This is a genomic window from Kitasatospora sp. SC0581, from assembly GCF_048159585.1.
Taxonomy (GTDB): Bacteria; Actinomycetota; Actinomycetes; order Streptomycetales; family Streptomycetaceae; genus Kitasatospora.
In genome coordinates this window covers 74209-94733 of the sequence record NZ_JBLRWA010000003.1, presented here as the reverse complement: position 1 = coordinate 94733, position 20525 = coordinate 74209, and the positions used below count along the sequence as shown (strand labels likewise).

General features: G+C 72.3%; 16 protein-coding genes. 7 read left to right on the top strand and 9 right to left on the bottom strand.

The window, feature by feature from the left end; genetic code table 11:
- Positions 1-6: 6 nt before the first annotated feature.
- Complete coding sequence (gene trpS, locus ACLWS4_RS06635) at positions 7-1047, top strand: tryptophan--tRNA ligase (protein WP_049654802.1); 1041 nt, start codon at positions 7-9, stop codon at positions 1045-1047.
- A 62-nt stretch (positions 1048-1109) separates the two neighbouring features.
- Positions 1110-1598: a 2'-5' RNA ligase family protein gene (locus tag ACLWS4_RS06630; protein ID WP_375877443.1), complete on the top strand. Its 489-nt coding sequence runs from the start codon at positions 1110-1112 to the stop codon at positions 1596-1598.
- Here ACLWS4_RS06630 and ACLWS4_RS06625 read toward each other — a convergent pair.
- Positions 1583-4144: a CDP-glycerol glycerophosphotransferase family protein gene (locus ACLWS4_RS06625; RefSeq protein ID WP_416873583.1), complete on the bottom strand. Its 2562-nt coding sequence runs from the start codon at positions 4142-4144 to the stop codon at positions 1583-1585. The genes ACLWS4_RS06630 and ACLWS4_RS06625 overlap by 16 nt on opposite strands.
- Before the next feature lie 218 nt (positions 4145-4362).
- On the bottom strand, positions 4363-7935 hold the full coding sequence (locus tag ACLWS4_RS06620; RefSeq protein WP_416873582.1) for a bifunctional glycosyltransferase/CDP-glycerol:glycerophosphate glycerophosphotransferase: 3573 nt from the start codon (positions 7933-7935) through the stop codon (positions 4363-4365).
- A 134-nt stretch (positions 7936-8069) separates the two neighbouring features.
- On the opposite strand from ACLWS4_RS06620, the gene ACLWS4_RS06615 reads away from it, so the two are divergent.
- The gene (locus tag ACLWS4_RS06615) at positions 8070-9068 is read left to right on the top strand and encodes a glycosyltransferase family 2 protein (protein ID WP_117488177.1); all 999 of its coding nucleotides are present in this window, start codon (positions 8070-8072) and stop codon (positions 9066-9068) included.
- 47 nt (positions 9069-9115) lie between these two features.
- Positions 9116-10129, top strand: a complete 1014-nt coding sequence (locus ACLWS4_RS06610) for a YihY/virulence factor BrkB family protein (protein WP_416873581.1) — start codon at positions 9116-9118, stop codon at positions 10127-10129.
- A 27-nt stretch (positions 10130-10156) separates the two neighbouring features.
- On the opposite strand, the gene ACLWS4_RS06605 is transcribed toward ACLWS4_RS06610, so the two are convergent.
- Positions 10157-11344 carry a D-alanyl-D-alanine carboxypeptidase family protein gene (locus tag ACLWS4_RS06605; RefSeq protein ID WP_380781448.1) on the bottom strand — a complete coding sequence of 396 codons (1188 nt, stop codon included), beginning with the start codon at positions 11342-11344 and terminating at the stop codon, positions 10157-10159.
- A gap of 136 nt (positions 11345-11480) precedes the next feature.
- Here ACLWS4_RS06605 and ACLWS4_RS06600 point away from each other — a divergent pair, with 136 nt between their 5' ends.
- Complete coding sequence (locus tag ACLWS4_RS06600) at positions 11481-11738, top strand: SCO4848 family membrane protein (protein ID WP_049649180.1); 258 nt, start codon at positions 11481-11483, stop codon at positions 11736-11738.
- 74 nt (positions 11739-11812) lie between these two features.
- Here ACLWS4_RS06600 and ACLWS4_RS06595 read toward each other — a convergent pair whose 3' ends face one another.
- The 6 genes from ACLWS4_RS06595 to ACLWS4_RS06570 form a co-directional block, all read right to left on the bottom strand.
- Entirely contained in the window at positions 11813-12586 is a 774-nt protein-coding gene (locus ACLWS4_RS06595) for a succinate dehydrogenase iron-sulfur subunit (protein WP_049649181.1), read from the bottom strand.
- Complete coding sequence (sdhA, locus tag ACLWS4_RS06590; RefSeq protein ID WP_049649182.1) at positions 12586-14328, bottom strand: succinate dehydrogenase flavoprotein subunit; 1743 nt, start codon at positions 14326-14328, stop codon at positions 12586-12588. Before sdhA ends, ACLWS4_RS06595 begins: the two co-directional genes overlap by 1 nt.
- A gap of 51 nt (positions 14329-14379) precedes the next feature.
- The gene (sdhD, locus tag ACLWS4_RS06585; RefSeq protein WP_049649183.1) at positions 14380-14871 is read right to left on the bottom strand and encodes a succinate dehydrogenase, hydrophobic membrane anchor protein; all 492 of its coding nucleotides are present in this window, start codon (positions 14869-14871) and stop codon (positions 14380-14382) included.
- An 8-nt stretch (positions 14872-14879) separates the two neighbouring features.
- Positions 14880-15260 (bottom strand): succinate dehydrogenase, cytochrome b556 subunit, encoded by a 381-nt coding sequence (gene sdhC / locus ACLWS4_RS06580; protein WP_074003919.1) that lies wholly within the window; start codon positions 15258-15260, stop codon positions 14880-14882.
- A gap of 327 nt (positions 15261-15587) precedes the next feature.
- Positions 15588-16073, bottom strand: coding sequence for a 2-oxo-4-hydroxy-4-carboxy-5-ureidoimidazoline decarboxylase (locus tag ACLWS4_RS06575; RefSeq protein ID WP_049649185.1), 486 nt, complete (start codon positions 16071-16073; stop codon positions 15588-15590).
- 280 nt (positions 16074-16353) lie between these two features.
- Entirely contained in the window at positions 16354-17109 is a 756-nt protein-coding gene (locus tag ACLWS4_RS06570) for an SDR family oxidoreductase (protein WP_387830571.1), read from the bottom strand.
- Positions 17110-17245: 136 nt separating this feature from the next.
- Between ACLWS4_RS06570 and ACLWS4_RS06565 the strand changes: the two genes are divergently transcribed.
- Positions 17246-18835, top strand: coding sequence for an acyl-CoA mutase large subunit family protein (locus ACLWS4_RS06565; protein ID WP_416873580.1), 1590 nt, complete (start codon positions 17246-17248; stop codon positions 18833-18835).
- A 213-nt stretch (positions 18836-19048) separates the two neighbouring features.
- Positions 19049-20302 carry an amidohydrolase gene (locus ACLWS4_RS06560; RefSeq protein ID WP_079272373.1) on the top strand — a complete coding sequence of 418 codons (1254 nt, stop codon included), beginning with the start codon at positions 19049-19051 and terminating at the stop codon, positions 20300-20302.
- Positions 20303-20525: the final 223 nt, after the last annotated feature.

The following is a 20525-nucleotide window of genomic DNA, read 5'->3' as shown; positions in this document are numbered from 1 at the left end:
GCCCGCATGGTCAACGCAGCGGTCACTGGTCCGGTCAAGGACCGTCCCCGGGTGCTCTCCGGCATCCAGCCCACTTCCGGCTCGTTCCACCTCGGCAACTACCTGGGCGCGGTGCGCCAGTGGGTCGACCTGCAGAAGGACAACGACGCCTTCTACATGGTCGTCGACCTGCACGCGATCACGGTGCCCCAGGACCCGGCGACGCTGCGCGAGAACACCCGGGTCTCCGCCGCCCAGCTGCTCGGCGCGGGCCTGGACCCGGACCACTGCACGCTGTTCGTCCAGTCGCACGTGCCCGAGCACGCGCAGCTCGCCTGGGTGATGAACTGCCTCACCGGCTTCGGCGAGGCCTCGCGGATGACCCAGTTCAAGGACAAGTCCTCCCGGTACGGCGCCGAGGGCACCACGGTCGGCCTGTTCACCTACCCGATCCTCCAGATCGCGGACATCCTGCTCTACCAGGCCGACGCCGTCCCGGTCGGCGAGGACCAGCGCCAGCACGTGGAGATCACCCGCGACATCGCCGAGCGCTTCAACACCCGCTACGGCCGGACCCTCACGGTGCCGAAGCCGTACATCCTCAAGGAGACGGCGAAGATCCAGGACCTCCAGGACCCGGCCGTCAAGATGAGCAAGTCGGCCTCCTCGCCCAAGGGCCTGGTGAGCCTGCTGGACGACCCGAAGGCCAGTGCCAAGAAGTTCAAGAGCGCCGTCACCGACACCGGCACCGTCGTGTCCTACGACGAGGAGGGGAAGCCGGGCGTCTCCAACCTGCTGCGCGTCCACTCCGCGCTCAGCGGCCAGTCGGTCGAGCAGCTGGTCGCGCACTTCGAGGGCAAGATGTACGGCGCCCTGAAGACCGAGCTGGCCGAGCTGTTCACCGAGTGGGTCACCCCCTTCCAGGAGCGCACCCGGCTGTTCCTGGACGACCCGGCCGAGCTGGACCGGGTGCTGGCGATCGGCGCCGAGAAGGCCCGCGAGGTGGCGTCGGTGACGCTGGAGACGGTGTACGACCGGATCGGCTTCCTCCCGGCCGCCAAGCGGTGAATCCCCTCACACGCCTGCCCGGTGGTGACGGCCTCCCCGAGGTCGTCACCATCGGCGTGTCCGTGAGCGTCCCGGACCCGTACGGCACGGCGATCCAGGACGCCCGGGCCGGGCACGGCGACCCGCTGGCCCGGTCGATACCCACGCACGTCACCCTGCTGCCGCCGACCGAGGTGCCCGCGGGGGAGCTGCCGAAGATCGAGGAGCACCTGGCGGCGGTGGCGGCCGCGCACCGGCCGTTCCGGATGCTGCTGCGCGGCAGCGGGACCTTCCGCCCGGTCTCCCCGGTGGTGTACGTCCGGGTCGAGGAGGGTGCGCAGGAGTGCCGGCTGCTGGAGGCGGACGTCCGCTCCGGCCCGCTGGCCCGCGAGCTGGCGTTCCCGTACCACCCGCACGTGACGGTCGCCCACGGTCTGCCGGAGGACGTGCTGGACCAGGCGTACGAGCAGGCGCGCGGCTTCCGGGCGGACTTCCCGGTGCCGGGCTTCGGCCTCTCCCGCTTCGACGCAGACGAGGTCTGGCGGCCCTGGCGGAGCTACCCGTTCGGGTGAACCGGGGTGTGCTCCGGGGCGTGTCCGAGGGTGTGTCCTAGCCCTCCCCGGCCGCCGAGTTCGAGCATCCGGTCGACCACCCGGCGGGCCGCGCCGCCGTCGTCCAGCGCGCAGTGCTCGGCCCGGAAGCGCCGGTAGCGCTCGGCGTAGCCGGGCGGCGGTCCGCCGTCGCCGTCGGCCAGTTCGCGCAGCGCGCCGAGGAGTTCGGCCGACGTGGGCACCAGCGGGCCGGGGGCGTTCGACTCGAAGTCGAAGGAGAAGCCGCGCAGGGTGTCGCGGTAGTGCTCCAGGTCGTAGGTGAAGAAGTACATCGGGCGGCCGGTGATGGCGAAGTCGAACATGATCGACGAGTAGTCGGTCACCAGCACGTCCGCGACCAGCAGCAGTTCCTGCGGGTCGGGGTAGTCCCCGCAGTCGTACAGGAAGCCGTCTCCGGCGCCCGGCAGCGGCTCGCGGACGTGCGCGTGCGGACGGACCAGCAGCACGTGGTCCGCGCCGAGCAGGCGCCGCGCGTGGCCGAGGTCCAGCCGCAGGTCGAGCCGGAACCCGTCGCCGTCGCCGCGCTGCTGGTCCTCGCGCCAGGTCGGCGCGTACAGCACGATCCGCCGGCCCTCGGGGACGCCGAGCCGGCGGCGGACGGCCGCGGCGGCCCGCGGGTCCGGGCGGGCGAGCACGTCGTTGCGCGGGTAGCCGGACTCCAGCAGCTCGCCGCCGTAGCGGAAGGCACGCCGGAGGATCGGGGTGGCGAACGGGCTGGGGGAGAGCAGCAGGCTCCACTGCGGGGTCTCCCGGTCGAGCGCCCGCAGGTAGCCGCGGTCGGCCAGCCAGGGGCTCTCGACGTCGTGGGCGATCCGCTTCAGCAGGGAGCCGTGCCAGGTCTGCACGACGACCTGGCCGGGGCGGCGCTCCAGGAAGTCCGGGAAGTGGGTGTTGCCGACCAGGTACCGGCAGGTGGCCAGCGCGCGGTACCACTCCGGGCTCCAGCTCCGCACCGGGACGACTCCGGGCGGCAGCGCGGCCTGGGCGTCGTCGACCACCCACAGGTGCTCCAACCGGCCGTCCCGGCGGGCGAGTTCGGCGTGCACCGCGCGCGGGGAGTCGGCGTAGCCGCGGCCGCCGAACACGTCGTACAGCACCGCCTCGCGCAGCGGCGCGCGGCGGGCGGCCGGGTAGCGCTCGGTGCGCAGCCGGTGCTGGGTCCAGGCGCTGCGCTCGGTGGCGGTGAGCACCGGGGTGGAGTCCACCACCAGGGTGTCGTGCCACCGGCGTTGCAGCAGGATCCGCTTGCCGCCGGCGGTGGTGGCGGCGGGGACGGCGGTCAGCGCGGCGGGGGCGGCGAGCAGCGGCCGGCCGTCCCCGGGGCGGCCGACCGGCTCCAGCGCGGCCTCCCAGACGCCCTTGCGCAGCGGCAGCGCGACGCCGTCCGAGCCGGTCCGGGTGGCGGGCACCCGGGCCCGGAAGCGGCCGTCCGGGCCGGTGCCGACCGGGGTGCGGACCTCGCTCGCGGAGCCGGGGTGGCGCAGCACCAGCTCCAGTGCCGAGGCCGGGCCCGGGCAGTGGCCGGACAGCTCGAAGCCGCCGTCCCGTACGGCGATCCGGTCGACCAGGCCGGCCGCGGGCTGGACGCAGAGCTGGAGCCGGCCGTCGGCGAGGTGCTTGAGGTAGAGCACCCGGTCCGGGGCGTCGGGCAGCGGGTGCTGGCCGGCCACCGGGCCGCCGCGCTCGTCGAGGCAGGGCTGCACGGCGGCGCCGTCGGGGTACAGGAGTTCGGCGTCCCAGTGCTCCAGTCGGCCGCCGCCCCGCCCGTCGGCGGTGAACGGCCGGTACGGCACCCGGACGGTGAAGGTGTTGCCGGTTCGGGCGAGCGGCCGCTCGACCACCGCGTCGCTCTCCCGGTGGCGCAGCCGCAGCACGGTGCCGGAGGGGCAGGTGTCGGCGACCCCGTCCAGGTCCAGGCCGTCGGGGGCGGGGGCGGCCCGGGTGACCAGGACGGCCGGGCGCTCCAGCCGCAGGTGCAGCCGGCCGTCGGCGAAGAACGGCTGGAGCCGGACGTCGTGGTCCACCCAGTGGGCCGGCGGGTACTCGCCGGACCCGCACCAGTACGGGGCGAGGGCGCCGTACCGGCGGCGCACCCGGGCGGGGCGGGGGCGGGTGAAGAGCGTGGCCTCGATCCGCCAGTCGCCGAGCAGCCAGTGGCCCCCGCGGCGCAGCCGGCCGGGGGCTATCAGGGCGGTGAAGCCGGACCAGTCGTGGTTGTGCTCGGACTGGGCGCTGTCGTCGGTGACCTCGGGCATCCGGCGGGGGCGGGAGCGCAGGTGCAGCGGCGGCTGGGAGCGGTTCTGGTGGCGGAGGGTCAGCCAGGTCCAGGCGGAGCCGGGCCGGCCGGTGTCCTGGCCGTCCGGGCGGGCGAAGCCGGTGAGCTCCAGGCCGCGGCCGTGCCAGCGGGCGCGCAGCAGGCCGAAGGCGACGTCCTCGTCGGCGGCGGGGTGGTCGGCGGCCACCCGGGGGGCGGCGTGCGGCAGGACCAGCCGGGTGAGCACAGGCATGGCGGTGGGAGCCCTTCGGGAGGGAGATCCACATCCCATCCAGAAATGGCGCCGGGGTCAATTGCACGCTTTTTCGAATGCCCCGGGGAATTGCGTTTCCGGGAACGCCCATTCGACATTCGAAATCGGTTTTCCGGTCTTTTCCGGATCCGACTCCGGAAACGCGCGGGCGCCCGGCACCGATCGGTGCCGGGCGCCCGCCGGATCGTGCGCCGGGGCTACTCCTTGCGGAGCATCGCGTCGACCACCCGGGCGGAGGCCTTGCCGTCGTCCAGGTCGCAGTAGGCCTCGCGGAACGCGGCGGCCCGGTCCGCGTACTTCGCCGCGACCTCGTCCACCCGGCCGAGCACCGAGAGGAGCTCCTCGGAGGTGGCCGGCATCGGGCCGGGCGCCTCGGCCTCGAAGTTCAGGCTGAAGCCGCGCAGGTTGTCCCGGTAGTGCTCCAGGTCGTGGGTGAAGAACACGATCGGCTTGCCGGTCGACGCGAAGTCGAACGCGCTCGCCGAGTAGTCGGTCACCAGGACGTCGGCGATCAGCAGCAGCTCCGCCATGTCGGGGTAGGTGCCGACGTCCCAGATGTAGCCGTTGCCGGCGCCCGGGATCTGGCCGCACATCAGGTGGTGCCGGCGCACCAGCAGCACCTGGTCGTCGCCGAGCGCGGCCCTGGCCGCCGCCAGGTCGATCCGCAGGTCGATCTGGTAGCCGCCCTGCGGCCGGCGCCGGTCCTCGCGCCAGGTCGGCGCGTACAGCACGACCTTCTTGCCCTCGGGCAGGCCGAGCCGCTCCCGGACCTGCTCGGCGGTCTTCTCCCGGTCGGTCGCGAACAGCAGGTCGTTGCGGGGCGAACCGCTCTCCAGGATCTCGCCCTTGAAGTCGAAGGCGCGCCGCAGCACCGGGGCCGACCAGCGGTTGCCGGCCACCAGCAGGCTCCAGTTCGGGACTTCCCGGGCCAGGCTCTTGAGGTACTTGGAGTCGGTGAACCAGACCTTCTCGAAGTCGAAGCCGATCTGCTTCAGCGGGGTGCCGTGCCAGGTCTGGACGACCACCTGGTCGGGGCGGCGGACGAAGAAGTCGGGCAGGTGGGTGCTGGCCACGACGTACTTGGCGGTGGCCAGCGCCTCGTACCACTCCGGGCTGCGGTACCGGAGCGCGGTCGCGCTCTGCGGCAGCTTGGCCTGCATGTCGTCGTTGCCCCACAGGTGCTCCAGCGACAGGCCGCGGCGGACCAGCTCCTCGTGCACCGCCCGGGGCGAGCCGGAGTACGTGCCGTACTTGCCCGTGTGGTACAGCACCGTGTCGCGCACCGGCAGCCGGCGGGCGGCCGGGTAGTCCACGCTCTGCAGCTGGCGCTGCCGGTAGCCGGCCCGCTCCTCGGGCAGCAGCACCGAGTGCGACTCCAACGACAGGGCGTCGTGGTCGCGGCGCTCCAGCACTATCCGCTTGCCGCGGGACTCCACCTCGACCGGCAGGACGTCGAAGCAGTCCGGGGTCACCAGCGCGGCGGCGTCCGGCAGTTCGGGCACCGGCACGCCGACCGGGCGGAAGACGACGTTCCAGGTGCCCCGGGAGAGCGGCACCCGGCCGGCGAAGGAGGCCGTCGGCACGGCGGGCAGCGCGGTGCGGAAGCGGCCGTCGGAGATCTCCACCGGGTAGGCGTGCTCCTCCTCGCGCCACTCGTGACGGACCACCAGCTCCCAGCGGTGCGCGCCGGGCAGCGGGAACGAGCCGCTCAGCAGGAAGCCGTCGGCGCCGCGCGAGGACACCTCGTCCACCAGCGGCTGGAGCACCTGGTCGGTGAACTGGAGGTGCCCGTGGGGGGAGGGCTTGGAGTAGAGCGCCCGGCGCTCGGCGACCGGGGCCTGCGGGTTCAGCGCCAGGTGCAGCCGCTCGGGCGCGTTGCGGTCGTCCCAGGCCAGCTGGACGGTGCTGCCGTCGGCGAGCAGCAGCGCGCCGTCCCAGTGGTCGCGGCTGCGCTCGGCGGCCACCGGGTCCAGCTCGGCCCAGGCCTCGCGGACGGCGGTCAGCTCGGCGACCGGGAAGGCCGCGGTGAACGGCTGGAGCGAGCCGACCGGAGCGCCCAGCTCCAGCGGGAAGGTCAGGTGGCGGTCCGACTCGGTGTGGGTGAGCCGCAGCCGCGCCCCGGCGAAGCTCGGGCCGGAGCGGGCCGCGCCCGAGACCTCCAGCCGGTCGCCGTGGGCGGCCAGGCCGGTCACCCGGGCCTTGACCGTCTCCACCCGGAGGTAGACGAAGTTGTCCCGGATCCACGGCACGATCCGCACGTCCGGCTCGACCCAGTGCGACGGGAGGTACAGCGCGCTGTCGCTCCACCCGGCCGAGATCCGGCCCTTGTAGACCCCGCCCTTGCCCGCGCCGGCCACCAGGAGGCGCCAGTTGCCGTCCTTCCACTGGCCGCGGTGCCTCAGCTTCTTCGGGTCTATGGCCACGGTGAAGCCGGACCAGTCGCAGCTGTACAGGTCGTGGTGGCAGCTCGCGGTGGCCTCGGGGCTGTACGTCGTCCGCATCGGCACCGCGATGACCCGGCGGCCCTTGGCCTCGCGCAGCACCAGGGTGCGGACCATGTCGTGCTTGCCGGCCGCGCCCAGCTGCTCCGGGTACGCGTGCCCGGTCAGCCGGAGCTTCCCGTCCTCCCAGGTGCTGCGGTACAGCCGGCTGCGGATCACCAGCGAGTTGTCCAGCTTGAGCACCCCGGCCGGCACGCTCTTGCGCCCGCCGCGCAGGAACGGGTAGTCGGCGTACGGGCGCAGCAGGCCGCGGGCCTGGACACCGCCGCCGCTCTCGCGCTCGTACGTGATCTGCTCGACCAGCTCGTCCATCCGGCCGGACAGGGTCAGGTGGTACTTCAGCCGCAGCGGTGCGCGCAGCCGGGCGACGTGCTCGGCGCCGATCGACCGGAGCAGCCGGCCGACGTGCTGGAGGTAGGCGTCCCGGTACTCCTTGTCCCCTTCGACGAGGGACGAGAAGAACATCGGGATCTCCTCGACGAGGGTGTTCTCGTCGTAGGAGCGCAGGTACTCGGCGAAGCGCGGCTCGGTCTGCTTCGTCAGCCAGGCGCGGACCAGCTCGACCGAGGCGACCCGGTCGATCAGGCCCCTGGGGTTGGTGCGCATCTGCGTGATCGACATCTCGCCGACCTCGCGCTCGCGCCAGTGGTAGATCGGCTCGGAGAGCACGTCCACGCTCTTGGCCAGGTAGTGGTGCGGCACGCTGACCGGCGCGTCCTCGTAGAGGATGCCCTCGGGGTAGAGCAGGCCGGCCGCGTCGAAGAACGAGCGGCGGTACACCTTGTTCCACGCGGTGCGGTCGGTGACCAGCGCCGGGATCTCGGTGATGTGGGTCTTGAGCCTGGTCTCCTTGAACGGCTTCAGGTGGCCGCCGGACTGGTAGTAGCCCACGGCGCGGAAGCGCAGCACGTTGCCGGTGCAGAAGTCCGAGCCGGTCTCGTCCAGCGTGTTGATCATCAGCTCGTACGCGCTCGGCGGCATCGAGTCGTCGCTGTCCACGAAGCAGAGGAACTCGGAGTCCGGGTCGATGTGCCGGATGCCGGTGTTGCGGGCCGCGCCGAGGCCCTTGTTCACCTGCCGGACCAGCCGGAACCGGGAGTCCTGGGCCGCGTACGCCTCGGCGAGCGCCGCGCTGCCGTCCTTCGAACCGTCGTCGACCATGACGCACTCGAAGTCCGTGAAGGTCTGGGCGGCGATCGAGTCGAGGCATTCGACGAGGTAGCGCTCGACGTTGTAGATCGGGACGACGATGGAGAGGCGGGGAGCCATCGGCTACGCAGGCCTTTCTCTGGAGGAGCGTGGCAGCCCGTACGGGGTCTGACCGCACTTGGATCGGTGCGTACGTGCGCCCCCGATCCTACCTCCGGGGACCTCGCCCACCCGGGGACCACTACGCTGGGTCCGTGTCCCGTTTCAGCGTGATCGTCCCCGTGTACCAGGTCCAGGACTACCTCGCCGAGTGCCTCGATTCGGTGCTCGGCCAGGACGGCCCGGACGTCGAACTGATCGCGGTGGACGACCGCTCCCCGGACGGCTGCGGCGCGATCCTGGACGGGGCCGCCGCCGCCGACGCCCGGGTCCGGGTGCTGCACCTGCCGGAGAACGTCGGCCTCGGCCGGGCCCGCAACGCCGGCCTGGAGGTCGCCACCGGGGACTACGTGGTCTTCCTCGACAGCGACGACACGCTGACCCCCGGATTGCTGAAGAGCATCGACGAGCGGCTCACCGCCACGGGTGACCCGGACATCCTGGTTTACGACTACGCCCGCACCTACGCCGACGGCCGGATCACCCGGGCCGCCTCCGCGCACGTCTTCGGCGCCGCCTCCCCGGACGTCTTCGACCTCGACGCCCGCCCCGACCTGCTCGACCTGCTCCAGGTCGTCTGGAACAAGGCCTACCGCCGTGATTTCATCACCGAGCAGCGGCTGGTCTTCCCGGCCGGCTACTACGAGGACACCCCCTGGACGTACCCGGCGCTGCTCGCCGCCGCCCGGATCACCCTGCTCGACCAGGTCGGCGTGCACTACCGCCAGCGCCAGGAGGGCGGCAACATCCTGGCCACCGCCAGCCGCAAGCACTTCGACGTGTTCGCCCAGTACGACCTGGTCTTCGCCTTCCTCGACGGCCGCCCCGACCTGGACCGCTGGCGCCCGGTCGTCTACGGGCGGATGCTGCACCACCTCAACACCGTGGTCTCCAAGCCCGGCCGGGTCCCGCCCGGCGACCGCCGCGAGTACTTCCGCCGGGCCGCCGAGCACTGCGCCCGGCTGCGCCCGGCCGGCTACCGGCCGCCGGCCGGCGTGGACGGCGTGCGCACCGAGCTGCTCAGCCACGGCCGCTACGGCGCCTACCAGGCCGTCCGGGCCCTCGCCAAGGCCCGGCGACTCGTCAAGCGCTGAGCGCGAACTGACGCCCGTTCGGGGGACGGACCGGCTATAACCGGTAGGTGGACTTCCTGACCCGCCTGCCGGTCGTCGGCCCGCTCGTGGCCCGGGTGCTGCGCAGCCGCCCGTACCGGGTGTACGAGTACTTCTCCGCCGCCCGGGGCAACCGGCTGGCCGGCGCCGTCACCTTCTTCGGCTTCCTCGCGCTCTTCCCGCTGCTCACGGTGGGCCTGGCGGTCGCCGCCGCGACACTGAGCGACAGCCGGGTCCACGAGCTGCAGGAGCACATCTCCGACCAGCTGCCGGGGCTCTCGGACGCGCTCAACCTGCCCGCCCTGGTGGCCAACGCGGGCACCGTCGGACTGGTCGGCGGGGCGCTGCTGCTGGTCTCCGGCCTCGGCTGGGTGGACACCATGCGCACCTCGATCCGCGACCTGTGGCAGCTGCCCCAGGAGGAGGGCAACCCGGTCCTGCGCAAGGGGTGGGACGTGGCGGTGCTGGCCGGCCTCGGCCTGGTGTCGCTGTTCTCGCTGGCCACCTCCGCCGCCGGCACCACGCTCGCCGGCCGGATCGCCGACGCGATCGGCCTCAACAGCGGGTACCTGCTGACCGCGGTCGGCGTGCTGATCGCCATAGCGTGCGACATGCTGCTCTTCGCCTACCTGCTGGCGCCCTTCCCCGGGATCACCGACCAGCGCCGGCGGGACCTGCTGCAGGCCGCGCTGATCGGCTCGGTCGGCTTCGAACTGCTGAAGCTGCTGCTCGCCTCCTACCTGGGCTCGGTCGCCGGACGGAGCCTGTACGGGGCGTTCGCCACCCCGGTGGCGCTGCTGCTGTGGATCAACTTCGTCTCCCGGCTGCTGATGTACTGCGTGGCCTGGACGGCGACGGCGGACCCGGTGGCCGCCCGGGACCGGACCAGGGCGCACGGGCGGGCGCTGCTGGAGGCGGCCGACGAGGCGGAGGCGGCGGCGGAGGCGGACGCGGCGGAGCGGGCCGCCCGGTCCGAGCAGCGGAAGAAGGAGCAGGAGATCGGGGAGGACGAGGACGAGGGGAGGGCCCGGCCCCGGGACTGAGGCCGAGCCCTCCCACCCGTCGGCGGGTCAGCCGGCGGAGCGGCGCCGCAGCAGCACCAGCGAGCCGTACCCGGCCGCGGCCCCGGCCAGCACCACGGCCGACCAGCCGCCGAGGCCGAGCCCGCCGCGCGTGCCCATCGCCGCCGTCGGGGCGGTGGTGGCCGCGGGGTGCGGCGGCGGTGCGGGCGTGCCCTCGGCGCCGCCGGCCTGGCCGGTCGGCTCGGCGCCGGCGGGCGGGAGCTCGTCGACCAGCCTGCCGACCGGCTGGACCTTGCCGGCCGCGGCGAAGCCCCAGTCCAGCAGGGCGGCCGTCTCGTCGTACACCCGCTGGTAGCTGGCCGGGTGCATCACCGTCACCAGCAGGGTGCGGCCGTCGCGCTCGGCGGCGCCGACGAAGGTCGAGCCGGCGTTGGTGGTGGTGCCGTTCTTCACCCCGATCAGGCCGGGGTACTTGCCCAGCAGCCGGTCGGTGTTGGCGATCCCGAAGCTGCCGCGCTGGCCGGTGTTCCGGTCGACGGCGCCCGGGAACATCGCGTCCCGGGTGGCGCAGTACGTCCGGAAGTCCGCGTTGCGCAGGCCGGCCCGGGCGAACAGCGACAGGTCGTAGGCCGAGGAGACCTGGCCGTCCATGTCGTAGCCGTCCGGGGAGATCACCCTGGTGTCCCGGGCCTGGAGCGCGTCGGCGCGCGCCTGCATCTCGGTGACGGTCTGCTGGACGCCGCCGTTCATGTGCGACAGGACGTGCACCGCGTCGTTGCCGGAGCTCAGGAACACCCCGCGCCACAGGTCCTCGACCCGGTAGTCCAGGTTCTCCTTGATGCCGACCAGGCTGCTGCCGGGGCCGATCCCCTGGATCTCCTCGTCGGCCACCCGGTGCACCGCGTTGCGGTCGAACTTGGGCAGCACGGTGTCCGCGAAGAGGATCTTCAGGGTGCTCGCCGGGGGCAGCCGCAGGTGCGGGTTGCTGGCCGCCAGCACGTCGCCCGACGCCGCGTCGGAGACTATCCAGGACTGGCCGGTGAGGTCGGAGGGCAGCGGCGGGGCACCCGCCATCGGGGCGACCTGGACCCCGGGGAGCCCGAGCCGCTCGCCGCCGACCGCGGCCGACGGGGGCGGCTGCTGCGGGGTCGCGCCCGCCGGGGCGGCGAGCAGGACCGGGAGGGCCGCGGTGACCGCGGCGCACAGGCGCGCGAACGTGAGTCGGGGTGTGGGCACCAGCTGACCGTACCCACTCGGGGCTCCCGCTGCCCTCCCCTCGGAGCCCGTCCTCCGCAGGAGGGGCCCGCCGTACGCCGATCGGCGGCCCGCGCATACTGGGGACGCACACCGCCTTCACAAGCCGAGGACCCCCATGAAGCTCAGCCGTCGCACCTCCTGGTTCCTGACCGCCTTCGGGGTCTGGTCGATCATCATCTGGACGACCTTCGTGAAGAACCTCTGGAAGGACTCCGGCGGCCAGGCCTTCACCAACGGCGACCACTCCCAGCCCACCGCCTTCTTCTGGGTCCACCTCCTCCTCGCCGTCACCTCCTTCGCCCTCGGCATCGCGGTCGGCGCCATCGGCCTGCGCGGCCTGCGCGCCACCCGCCGCACCCCGGCCACCGACTGACCCGGAGGACGGCAACGCGAAGGCCCCCGCCCGATCCGAGGATCGGGCGGGGGCCTCCGGTGTGGCGGGTGGGATCAGAAGCGGCGGGTCACCAGGGCCCGCTTCACTTCCTGGATCGCCTTGGTGACCTCGATGCCGCGCGGGCAGGCCTCCGAGCAGTTGAAGGTGGTGCGGCAGCGCCACACGCCCTCACGGTCGTTGAGGATCTCCAGGCGCTGCTCGGCACCCTCGTCGCGCGAGTCGAAGATGAAGCGGTGCGCGTTGACGATGGCGGCCGGGCCGAAGTACTGGCCGTCGTTCCAGAACACCGGGCAGGACGACGTGCACGCGGCGCACAGGATGCACTTGGTGGTGTCGTCGAAGCGCTCGCGGTCCTCGGCGGACTGCAGGCGCTCGCGGGTCGGCTCGTTCCCCTTGGTGATGAGGAACGGCATGACGTCCTTGTACGCCTGGAAGAACGGGTCCATGTCCACGACCAGGTCCTTGAGGACCGTGAGGCCCTTGATGGCCTCGATCGTGATCGGCTTCTCCGGGTTGACGTCCTTGATCAGGGTCTTGCACGCCAGCCGGTTGCGGCCGTTGATCCGCATGGCGTCGGAGCCGCAGATGCCGTGGGCGCAGGAACGGCGGTAGGTGAGGGTGCCGTCCTGCTCCCACTTGATCTTGTTGAGCGCGTCGAGGATGCGCTCCTTCGGGTCCATCGTCAGCTGGTAGTCGACCCACACCGGGTCCGGGTGCTCCTCCGGGTTGAACCGGCGGATCCGGACGGTGACGGTGATCGGCTGGACGGCACCGGCTTCGACCGCGTCCAGAGCGGCCGAGTGCTTCTCCACGGTCGGAGTGCTCATCAGTACTTACGCTCCATCGGCTGGTAGCGGGTCGTGACGACCGGCTTGTAGTCGAGGCGGATGGAGGTGCTGCCGTCGGCGGCGACCTCCTGGTACGCCATGGTGTGCTGCATGAACTTCACGTCGTCACGGGTCGGGAAGTCCTCGCGGTAGTGGCCGCCGCGGGACTCCTCGCGGGCCAGCGCGGAGACGGCCAGCACCTCGGCCAGGTCGAGCAGGTTGCCCAGCTCGACGGCCTCCAGGAGGTCCGTGTTGTAGCGGAAGCCCTTGTCCTGGATGGAGACGTTCTTGTAGCGCTCCTTCAGCGCGGCGATGTCCTCGACCGCCTGCTTCAGGGTGGCGCCGGTGCGGTACACCATGGCGTTGGTGTCCATGGTCTCCTGCAGCTCCTTGCGGATCTGCCCCACGGACTCGGTGCCGGTGCCCTCGCGCAGGCCGTCGACCAGGGCCTGGACCTTCTCGGCCGGGTTCTCGGGCAGCTCGACGAAGCCGTTCGCGTTGGCGTAGTCGGCGGCGGCGATGCCCGCGCGGCGGCCGAACACGTTGATGTCCAGCAGCGAGTTGGTGCCCAGGCGGTTGGCGCCGTGCACGGACACGCAGGCGACCTCGCCGGCCGCGTACAGGCCCGGGACGATGTCGGTGTTGTTGCGCAGGACCTCACCCTCGACGTTGGTCGGGATGCCGCCCATGGCGTAGTGCGCGGTGGGCTGGATCGGGATCGGGTCCGTGTAGGGCTCGATGCCGAGGTAGGTGCGCGCGAACTCGGTGATGTCCGGCAGCTTGGCGTCCAGCTGCTCCGGCGGCAGGTGGGTCAGGTCCAGGTAGACGTGGTCGCCGTCCGGACCGCAGCCGCGGCCTTCGCGGATCTCGGTGTAGATCGCGCGGGAGCAGACGTCACGGGACGCGAGGTCCTTCATGACGGGGGCGTAGCGCTCCATGAAGCGCTCGCCGTCCTTGTTGCGCAGGATGCCGCCCTCGCCGCGGGCGCCCTCGGTGAGCAGGATGCCCATGCGCCAGATGCCCGTCGGGTGGAACTGGAAGAACTCCATGTCCTCCAGCGGCAGGCCGCGGCGGTAGACCAGGGCCTGGCCGTCACCGGTGAGGGTGTGGGCGTTGGAGGAGACCTTGAAGAACTTGCCGGTGCCGCCGGAGGCGAACACGACCGACTTGGCCTGGAAGACGTGGATCTCGCCGGTGGCCAGCTCGTACGCGACGACGCCGGCCGTCTTGCCCTCGTTGATCAGCAGGTCGAGGACGTAGTACTCGTTGAAGAACTCGACGCCGTGCTTGACGCAGTTCTGGAACAGCGTCTGGAGGATCATGTGGCCGGTGCGGTCGGCCGCGTAGCACGAGCGGCGGACCGGGGCCTCGCCGTGGTTGCGGGAGTGGCCGCCGAAGCGGCGCTGGTCGATCCGGCCCTGCTCGGTGCGGGAGAAGGGAAGGCCCATCTTCTCCAGGTCGAGGACGGCGTCGATGGCCTCCTTGCACATGATCTCGGCGGCGTCCTGGTCGACCAGGTAGTCACCACCCTTGACCGTGTCGAAGGTGTGCCACTCCCAGTTGTCCTCCTCGACGTTGGCCAGGGCGGCGCACATGCCGCCCTGGGCCGCGCCGGTGTGGGACCGGGTCGGGTAGAGCTTGGTCAGGACGGCGGTGCGGCTGCGCTGCGTCGACTCGATGGCCGCGCGCATGCCGGCGCCGCCGGCGCCGACGATGACGGTGTCGTACTGGTGAATCTGCATGGGGGGTTAACTCGCCTCTGGCCTCTGCCGATGGTCGATGGTGCTCGCGGCTCAGATGTTGGGGTCGAAGGTGAAGATCACCAGGGTGCCGAGCAGCACGGTGAAGACCGTGGCGGTACCCATGAGCCCCTTGAGCCAGAGCCGGGTCGAGTCCTTCTCGGCATAGTCGTTGATGACCTGACGCATGCCGTTGGCGCCGTGCAGCATGGCGAGCCAGAGCATCAGGAGGTCCCAGCCCTGCCAGAACGGCGAGGCCCAGCGGCCGGCCACGAAGGCGAAGCCGATCTTGGAGACGCCGCCGTCGAGCACCAGCATGATCAGCAGGTGGCCGAGGATCAGCACGACCAGAACGACACCGGACAGGCGCATGAAGAGCCAGGCCAGCATCTCGAAGTTGGTGCGGGTGCGACGCGGGGTCTTCGTGGTCCGCTTGCGCGGAGGTTCGATGACGAACGCGTCGGCCGGGTTGCCGGTGCCCAGTCCCTTGCCGGTGTGCGCCTGCTTCGAGGGGACGACGATGGCGTCGGAGTATTCCGTGGACATGTCTCGGCTCACTTCCCGAACCAGGAGATCAGCGTGTGCTGGAGGATCCCGTAGAAGGAACCGGCCATCAGGACGACCCAGACGCCGACGACGCTCCAGAGCATCTGCTTCTGGTACTTCGGGCCCTTCGACCAGAAGTCCACTGCGACGACGCGCAGGCCGTTCAGGGCGTGGAACAGGATGGCGGCCACCAGGCCGTACTCCATCAGGTTCACGAGCGGAGTCTTGTACGTCTGGATGACGGTGTCGTAGGACTCCGGCGACACTCGCACGAGGGCGGTGTCGAGGACGTGGGCGAACAGGAAGAAGAAGATGAGGACGCCGGTGACTCGATGAGCCACCCAGCTCCACATGCCTTCCCGGCCGCGGTACAGCGTTCCAGCCGGCACGGAAAAACCCTCCGGAAGCGATTGGGGGCTCGGCCGGCTTCGGTGTCGGTCAGCCCGGCCGGGTACGGTCCACCGGCCGCCAGCATCCTATCGACGCCTTGTCGTGAACCGCCTCCGGGGGCCCCAGGTGTGATCAATCAGGCACTTCTGGCCTAGTGGGGCGGGAACCAAACCCGGAGTCATCACGATGGGTGACGGCATGCTCGCGCCCCGCGTCGGTGGGCGCGGGGCGCGGCGGTCGGATCCGGTGGCGGGGTCGGTTCACTCGTCCGGGCGGTTTCGTGATCGTTGTCACCCGGCAGGGTGAAGAGGGGGCGTGATGCGGGTTCAGCGCGCCGCGGTCTCCGGGTGGGTGGCGACCAGGTGCTCCAGTCGGGTGAGGGCGATCCGGCGGAGTTCGTCGGACGCGATCAGCCGCTCCTCGTCCGGGTCGTTGGCGAGGCGGGTGCGGATCGAGGAGAGCACGGTGTCGAGCATCTCCTCCGGGGCGACCCCTTCCAGGCAGACCACGAAGACGTGGCCGAACCGGGCCTCGTACGCGGCGTGCGCCGCCCGCAGCGCGGTGTGGGCGGCCTGGCTGCCGGGAGCCCGCATGCCGAGCAGCGGCTGCGGCATCCAGCTCTCGTCCGCCAGGGCCTCGGTGAGGTCGGCCGGTCGGAGGTCGTAGGAGGCCTCGCTGGCGGCGGCCAGCAGGGACTCGATGTCGGGGTAGGGCCGGTGCGCGGTCAGGCGCAGGGCCCAGCGGTGGCTGCCGCAGCAGGCCAGGAGGGCCTCCTCGGCGGCGCCGGCGTCGGCTTCGTTGAAGCGGTGCAGCCCGAGGAGGGTCGGCTCTGTTCTGACGTCGAGCCGCTGTGACGGGATGTCGCTGGCCAGCGGGTCCTCCTCGTGAGGGCGGGAAGGTGCCGGTGGAACGGGGTGGTGCGCAGGTGGGATGGGGGCTGCCGAGGGGCGCGCGAGCGCCGGTCGTTCAGCGCCTCAAAGGTAGTTGAGCGGTCATCAGTTGGGGAGGGCGCGCGCCGAATTCATCCGGACGAGCTATCAAGTTGTGACGTTGACACCTGCACGTCAGCGCCCTCCCTGCCCGTTCCCGGGCTCAGTCGCGGTGGACCTTGTGGTTGGCGGCCTGCGCCCTCGGGCGGACCACCAGCAGGTCGATGTTCACGTGCGAGGGCCGGGTGACCGCCCACGCCACGGTGTCCGCGATGTCCTCCGAGGTGAGCGGTTCGGCCACGCCCGCGTACACCGCGGCGGCCTTCTCCTCGTCGCCGCGGAAGCGGGTGACCGCGAAGCCCTCGGACTTCACCATGCCGGGGGCGATCTCGATCACCCGGATCGGCTCCCCGCACAGCTCCAGCCGCAGCGTGGCGGCGATGGTGTGCGCGGCGTGCTTGGCGGCGACGTACCCGCCGCCGCCCTCGTACGCGGCCAGCGCGGCGGTCGAGGAGAGCACCAGGACCGTGCCGTCGCCGGTCGCCCGCAGGGCCGGCAGCAGGGCCTGGGTCACCTGCAGCACGCCGAGCACGTTCACCTCGTACATGGCCCGCCAGTCGGCCGGGTCGCCGTGCTCGACGGTCTCGGCGCCGATCGCGCCGCCGGCGTTGTTCACCAGGACGTCCACCCGGCCGACGGCGGCCGCGAAGGCGTCCACCGCGGCCCGGTCGGTGACGTCCAGGGTGACGGCCCGGGCGGAGCCGCCCCGGTCGGCGATCTCCTTGGCCAGCGCCTCGACGCGCTCGGTGCGGCGGGCGGTCAGCACCACGTCGAAGCCCTCGGCGGCCAGCCGGCGGGCGGTCGCCGCGCCGATTCCGCTGCTGGCACCGGTGACCACGGCCACCTTCTGCTCGGTCATTGCCACTCCCTGGGGCTCATCGGTCGTTCACCCGATCATCTCAACCGCGCCGGCGCTCCGGCGGGCCGGTCGCCTCCCGCACGGCGGGGAGCCCGATAGTGCGAGGACCCCGTTCCCCCAGCCCCGGAGGGCCCCCATGGCAGCCGAGCCGCGCCGCGCCGAGTCCGGCTTCGAGATCGAGCCGGTGTACGGCCCCGGGTCGCCGGCCGGCTGGGACGCCGAAGCCCGGCTGGGCCGGCCGGGGGAGTACCCCTTCACCCGGGGCGTCTACCCGACGATGTACACCGGCCGCCCGTGGACGATGCGCCAGTACGCGGGCTTCGGCACCGCCGCCGAGTCCAACGCCCGCTACCGGCAGCTGATCGCGGGCGGCGGCACCGGCCTCTCGGTCGCCTTCGACCTGCCCACCCAGATGGGCTACGACTCGGACGCGCCGCTCGCCGCCGGGGAGGTCGGCCGGGTGGGCGTCGCCGTGGACAGCGTCGAGGACATGGCGGTGCTGTTCGACGGCATCCCGCTCGGCGGGGTGTCCACCTCGATGACCGTCAACGCGCCCGCCGCGCTGCTCCTGCTCCTCTACCAACTGGTCGGCGAGGCCCAGGGGGTGGCGCCGTCGGCGCTCACCGGGACGGTCCAGAACGACGTGTTGAAGGAGTACATCGCCCGCGGCACCTACATCTTCCCGCCGGAGCCCTCGCTGCGGCTGGCCGCCGACGTGTTCCGCTACTGCCGGGCCGAGGTCCCGCGCTGGAACACCATCTCGATCTCCGGCTACCACATGGCCGAGGCCGGGGCCGATCCCGCGCAGGAGGTCGCCTTCACCCTGGCCAACGGCATCGCCTACGTCCGCACCGCGCTCGCCGCCGGGATGGCCGTGGACGACTTCGCCCCCCGGCTCTCGTTCTTCTTCGTGGCCCGCACGACCCTGTTGGAGGAAGTGGCCAAGTTCCGCGCCGCACGCAGGATTTGGGCCAGAATCATGCGGGAAGGATTCGGCGCCCGGGACCCGCGCTCGCAGATGCTGCGCTTCCACACCCAGACCGCGGGGGTGCAGCTCACCGCCCAGCAGCCCGAGGTCAACCTGGCCAGGGTCACCGTCCAGGCGCTCGCCGCGGTGCTCGGCGGCACCCAGTCGCTGCACACCAACGGCTTCGACGAGGCGATCGCGCTGCCCACCGAGAAGGCCGCCCGGCTCGCCCTGCGCACCCAGCAGGTGCTCGCGTACGAGACCGACGTGACGGCCACCGTCGACCCGTTCGCCGGCTCCTACGCCGTCGAGTCGCTCACCGACGGGGTGGAGGCCGCCGCGCGGGCGCTGATGGACCGGATCGAGGAGCAGGGCGGCGCGGTGGCCGCGATCGAACGCGGCTACCAGAAGGGCGAGATCGAGCGCACCGCCTACCGGCTCCAGCAGGAGACCGACTCCGGGGAGCGGACCGTGGTCGGGGTCAACCGCTTCCGGTCGGACACGGAGGAGCCGTACCAGCCGCTGCGGGTGGACCCGGCGATCGAGGTGCGGCAGGCGCGGCGGCTGGCCCGGCTGCGGGCCGAGCGCTCGGCCGGCGCCGTCACCCGGGCGCTGGACGGGCTGCGCCGCACCGCCGAGGGGACGGGGAACGTGCTGTACCCGATGAAGGAGGCGCTGGCCGCCCGGGCCACCGTCGGCGAGGTGTGCGACGCGCTGCGCGGGGTGTGGGGGACGTACGCCCCGGTGGAGCGCTTCTGACCACCAGCTGAACGGCCGTCAACCCGTCGGTGCCGTCAGGGGGGTTGGCGGCCGTGACCGCCGGCCCGGGGGATCGTTGCACAGGGCACGCAACCCGGGGAAGGCGGCTGAAACAAGATGTCATACCCACGTGTCCGGCCGGTATGCGCCCATCCGGGGACTAGTTTTCCGGAAGTCGGGCCAAATCCCCCCAACAGGCCTACGATTGGGGAGATGAACCGTCCTGAGCCCGCTCAGTCGGGCGCCACTCTGGCCGCCGTACGCCCCGCCGCCGATCTGCGCGACCGGGTCCGGGCGCTGGAGCCCGAGCTGATCGCCTTCCGTCGTGATCTGCACCGGCACCCGGAGCTGGGCCGCCAGGAGTTCCGAACCACCGGGCTGCTGCGCGACCGTCTGGTGGCCGCCGGCCTCGAACCCCGGGTGCTGCCCGGCGGCACCGGCATGCTCGTCGACATCGTCCCGCCCGGCACCACGCCGGGGACGGAGTTCCTGGCCTTCCGCGCCGACATCGACGCGCTGCCGATCGACGACGCCAAGACCGATGTGCCGTACCGCTCCACCGTCCCCGGCCGGGCCCACGCCTGCGGCCACGACGTGCACACCTCGGTGGTGCTCGGCACCGGCCTGGTGCTGGCGGAGGCCGTCCGCACCGGCGAGCTGCGCCGGCCCGTCCGGCTGGTGTTCCAGCCCGCCGAGGAGGTCATGCCGGGCGGCGCGCTGGACGTGATCAAGGCCGGCGGGATGGCGGGCGTCGGGCGGATCTTCGCGGTGCACTGCGACCCCAAGGTGGAGGTCGGCCGGATCGCCCTGCGGGTCGGGGCGATCACCTCGGCCTGCGACCGCCTGGTGCTCCACCTGGACGGCCCCGGCGGGCACACCGCCCGTCCGCACCTGACCACCGATCTGGTCACCGCGGTCGCCAGGATGGCCGCCGACCTCCCGGGCGCGCTGGCCCGCCGGATGGACCCGCGCTGGGGCGTCAGCCTGGTCTGGGGGCGGATCGCCTCCGGCTCCGCGCCCAACGTCATCCCGCAGCACGCCGAACTGGAGGGCACCGTCCGCTGCCTGGAGCTGGACGGCTGGCGCGAGGCGCCGGACCTGTTGCACGAGCTGATCGCCAAGGTGTCCGAGACCTACCGGGCCAAGTGGACGCTGGACTACCACCGCGGGGTGCCGCCGGTGGTCAACGAGGCGGTCTCGGTCGCGCGGTTGGACGAGGCGATGAACGCCCGCTTCGGCGCGGACGGGGCCCAGGTGGTCGAGGGAACCGAGCAGAGCCTGGGCGGCGAGGACTTCTCCTGGTACCTGGAGCACGCCCCGGGCGCGCTGGCCCGGCTCGGTGTCCGGGCGCCCGGCGACGCCACCGTCCGGGACCTCCACCAGGGCCGGTTCGACGTGGACGAGCGGGCGATCGGCATCGGGGTGGAGCTGTTCTCGGCGCTGGCCCTGGAGGCGGACGGCAGCTGACGGCGGGCCGGGCGCGGCGGGGCGGGGTGACGGTTCCGGGGGCGGCGCGGGTGAAGCGGAACGGTCGGATCCGGGGGGTCCGGAACGGTTCCGTAAACTGTGCCGCACCGACCTCGGATCACCGTCCGCGCATGGGATAGAGCCTCAGGAAGAACATCAGACCACGGTTTGATAACAACCCGAACGCTCTGGCACCCCGTAACACAACCGTGTTCTACGCGCG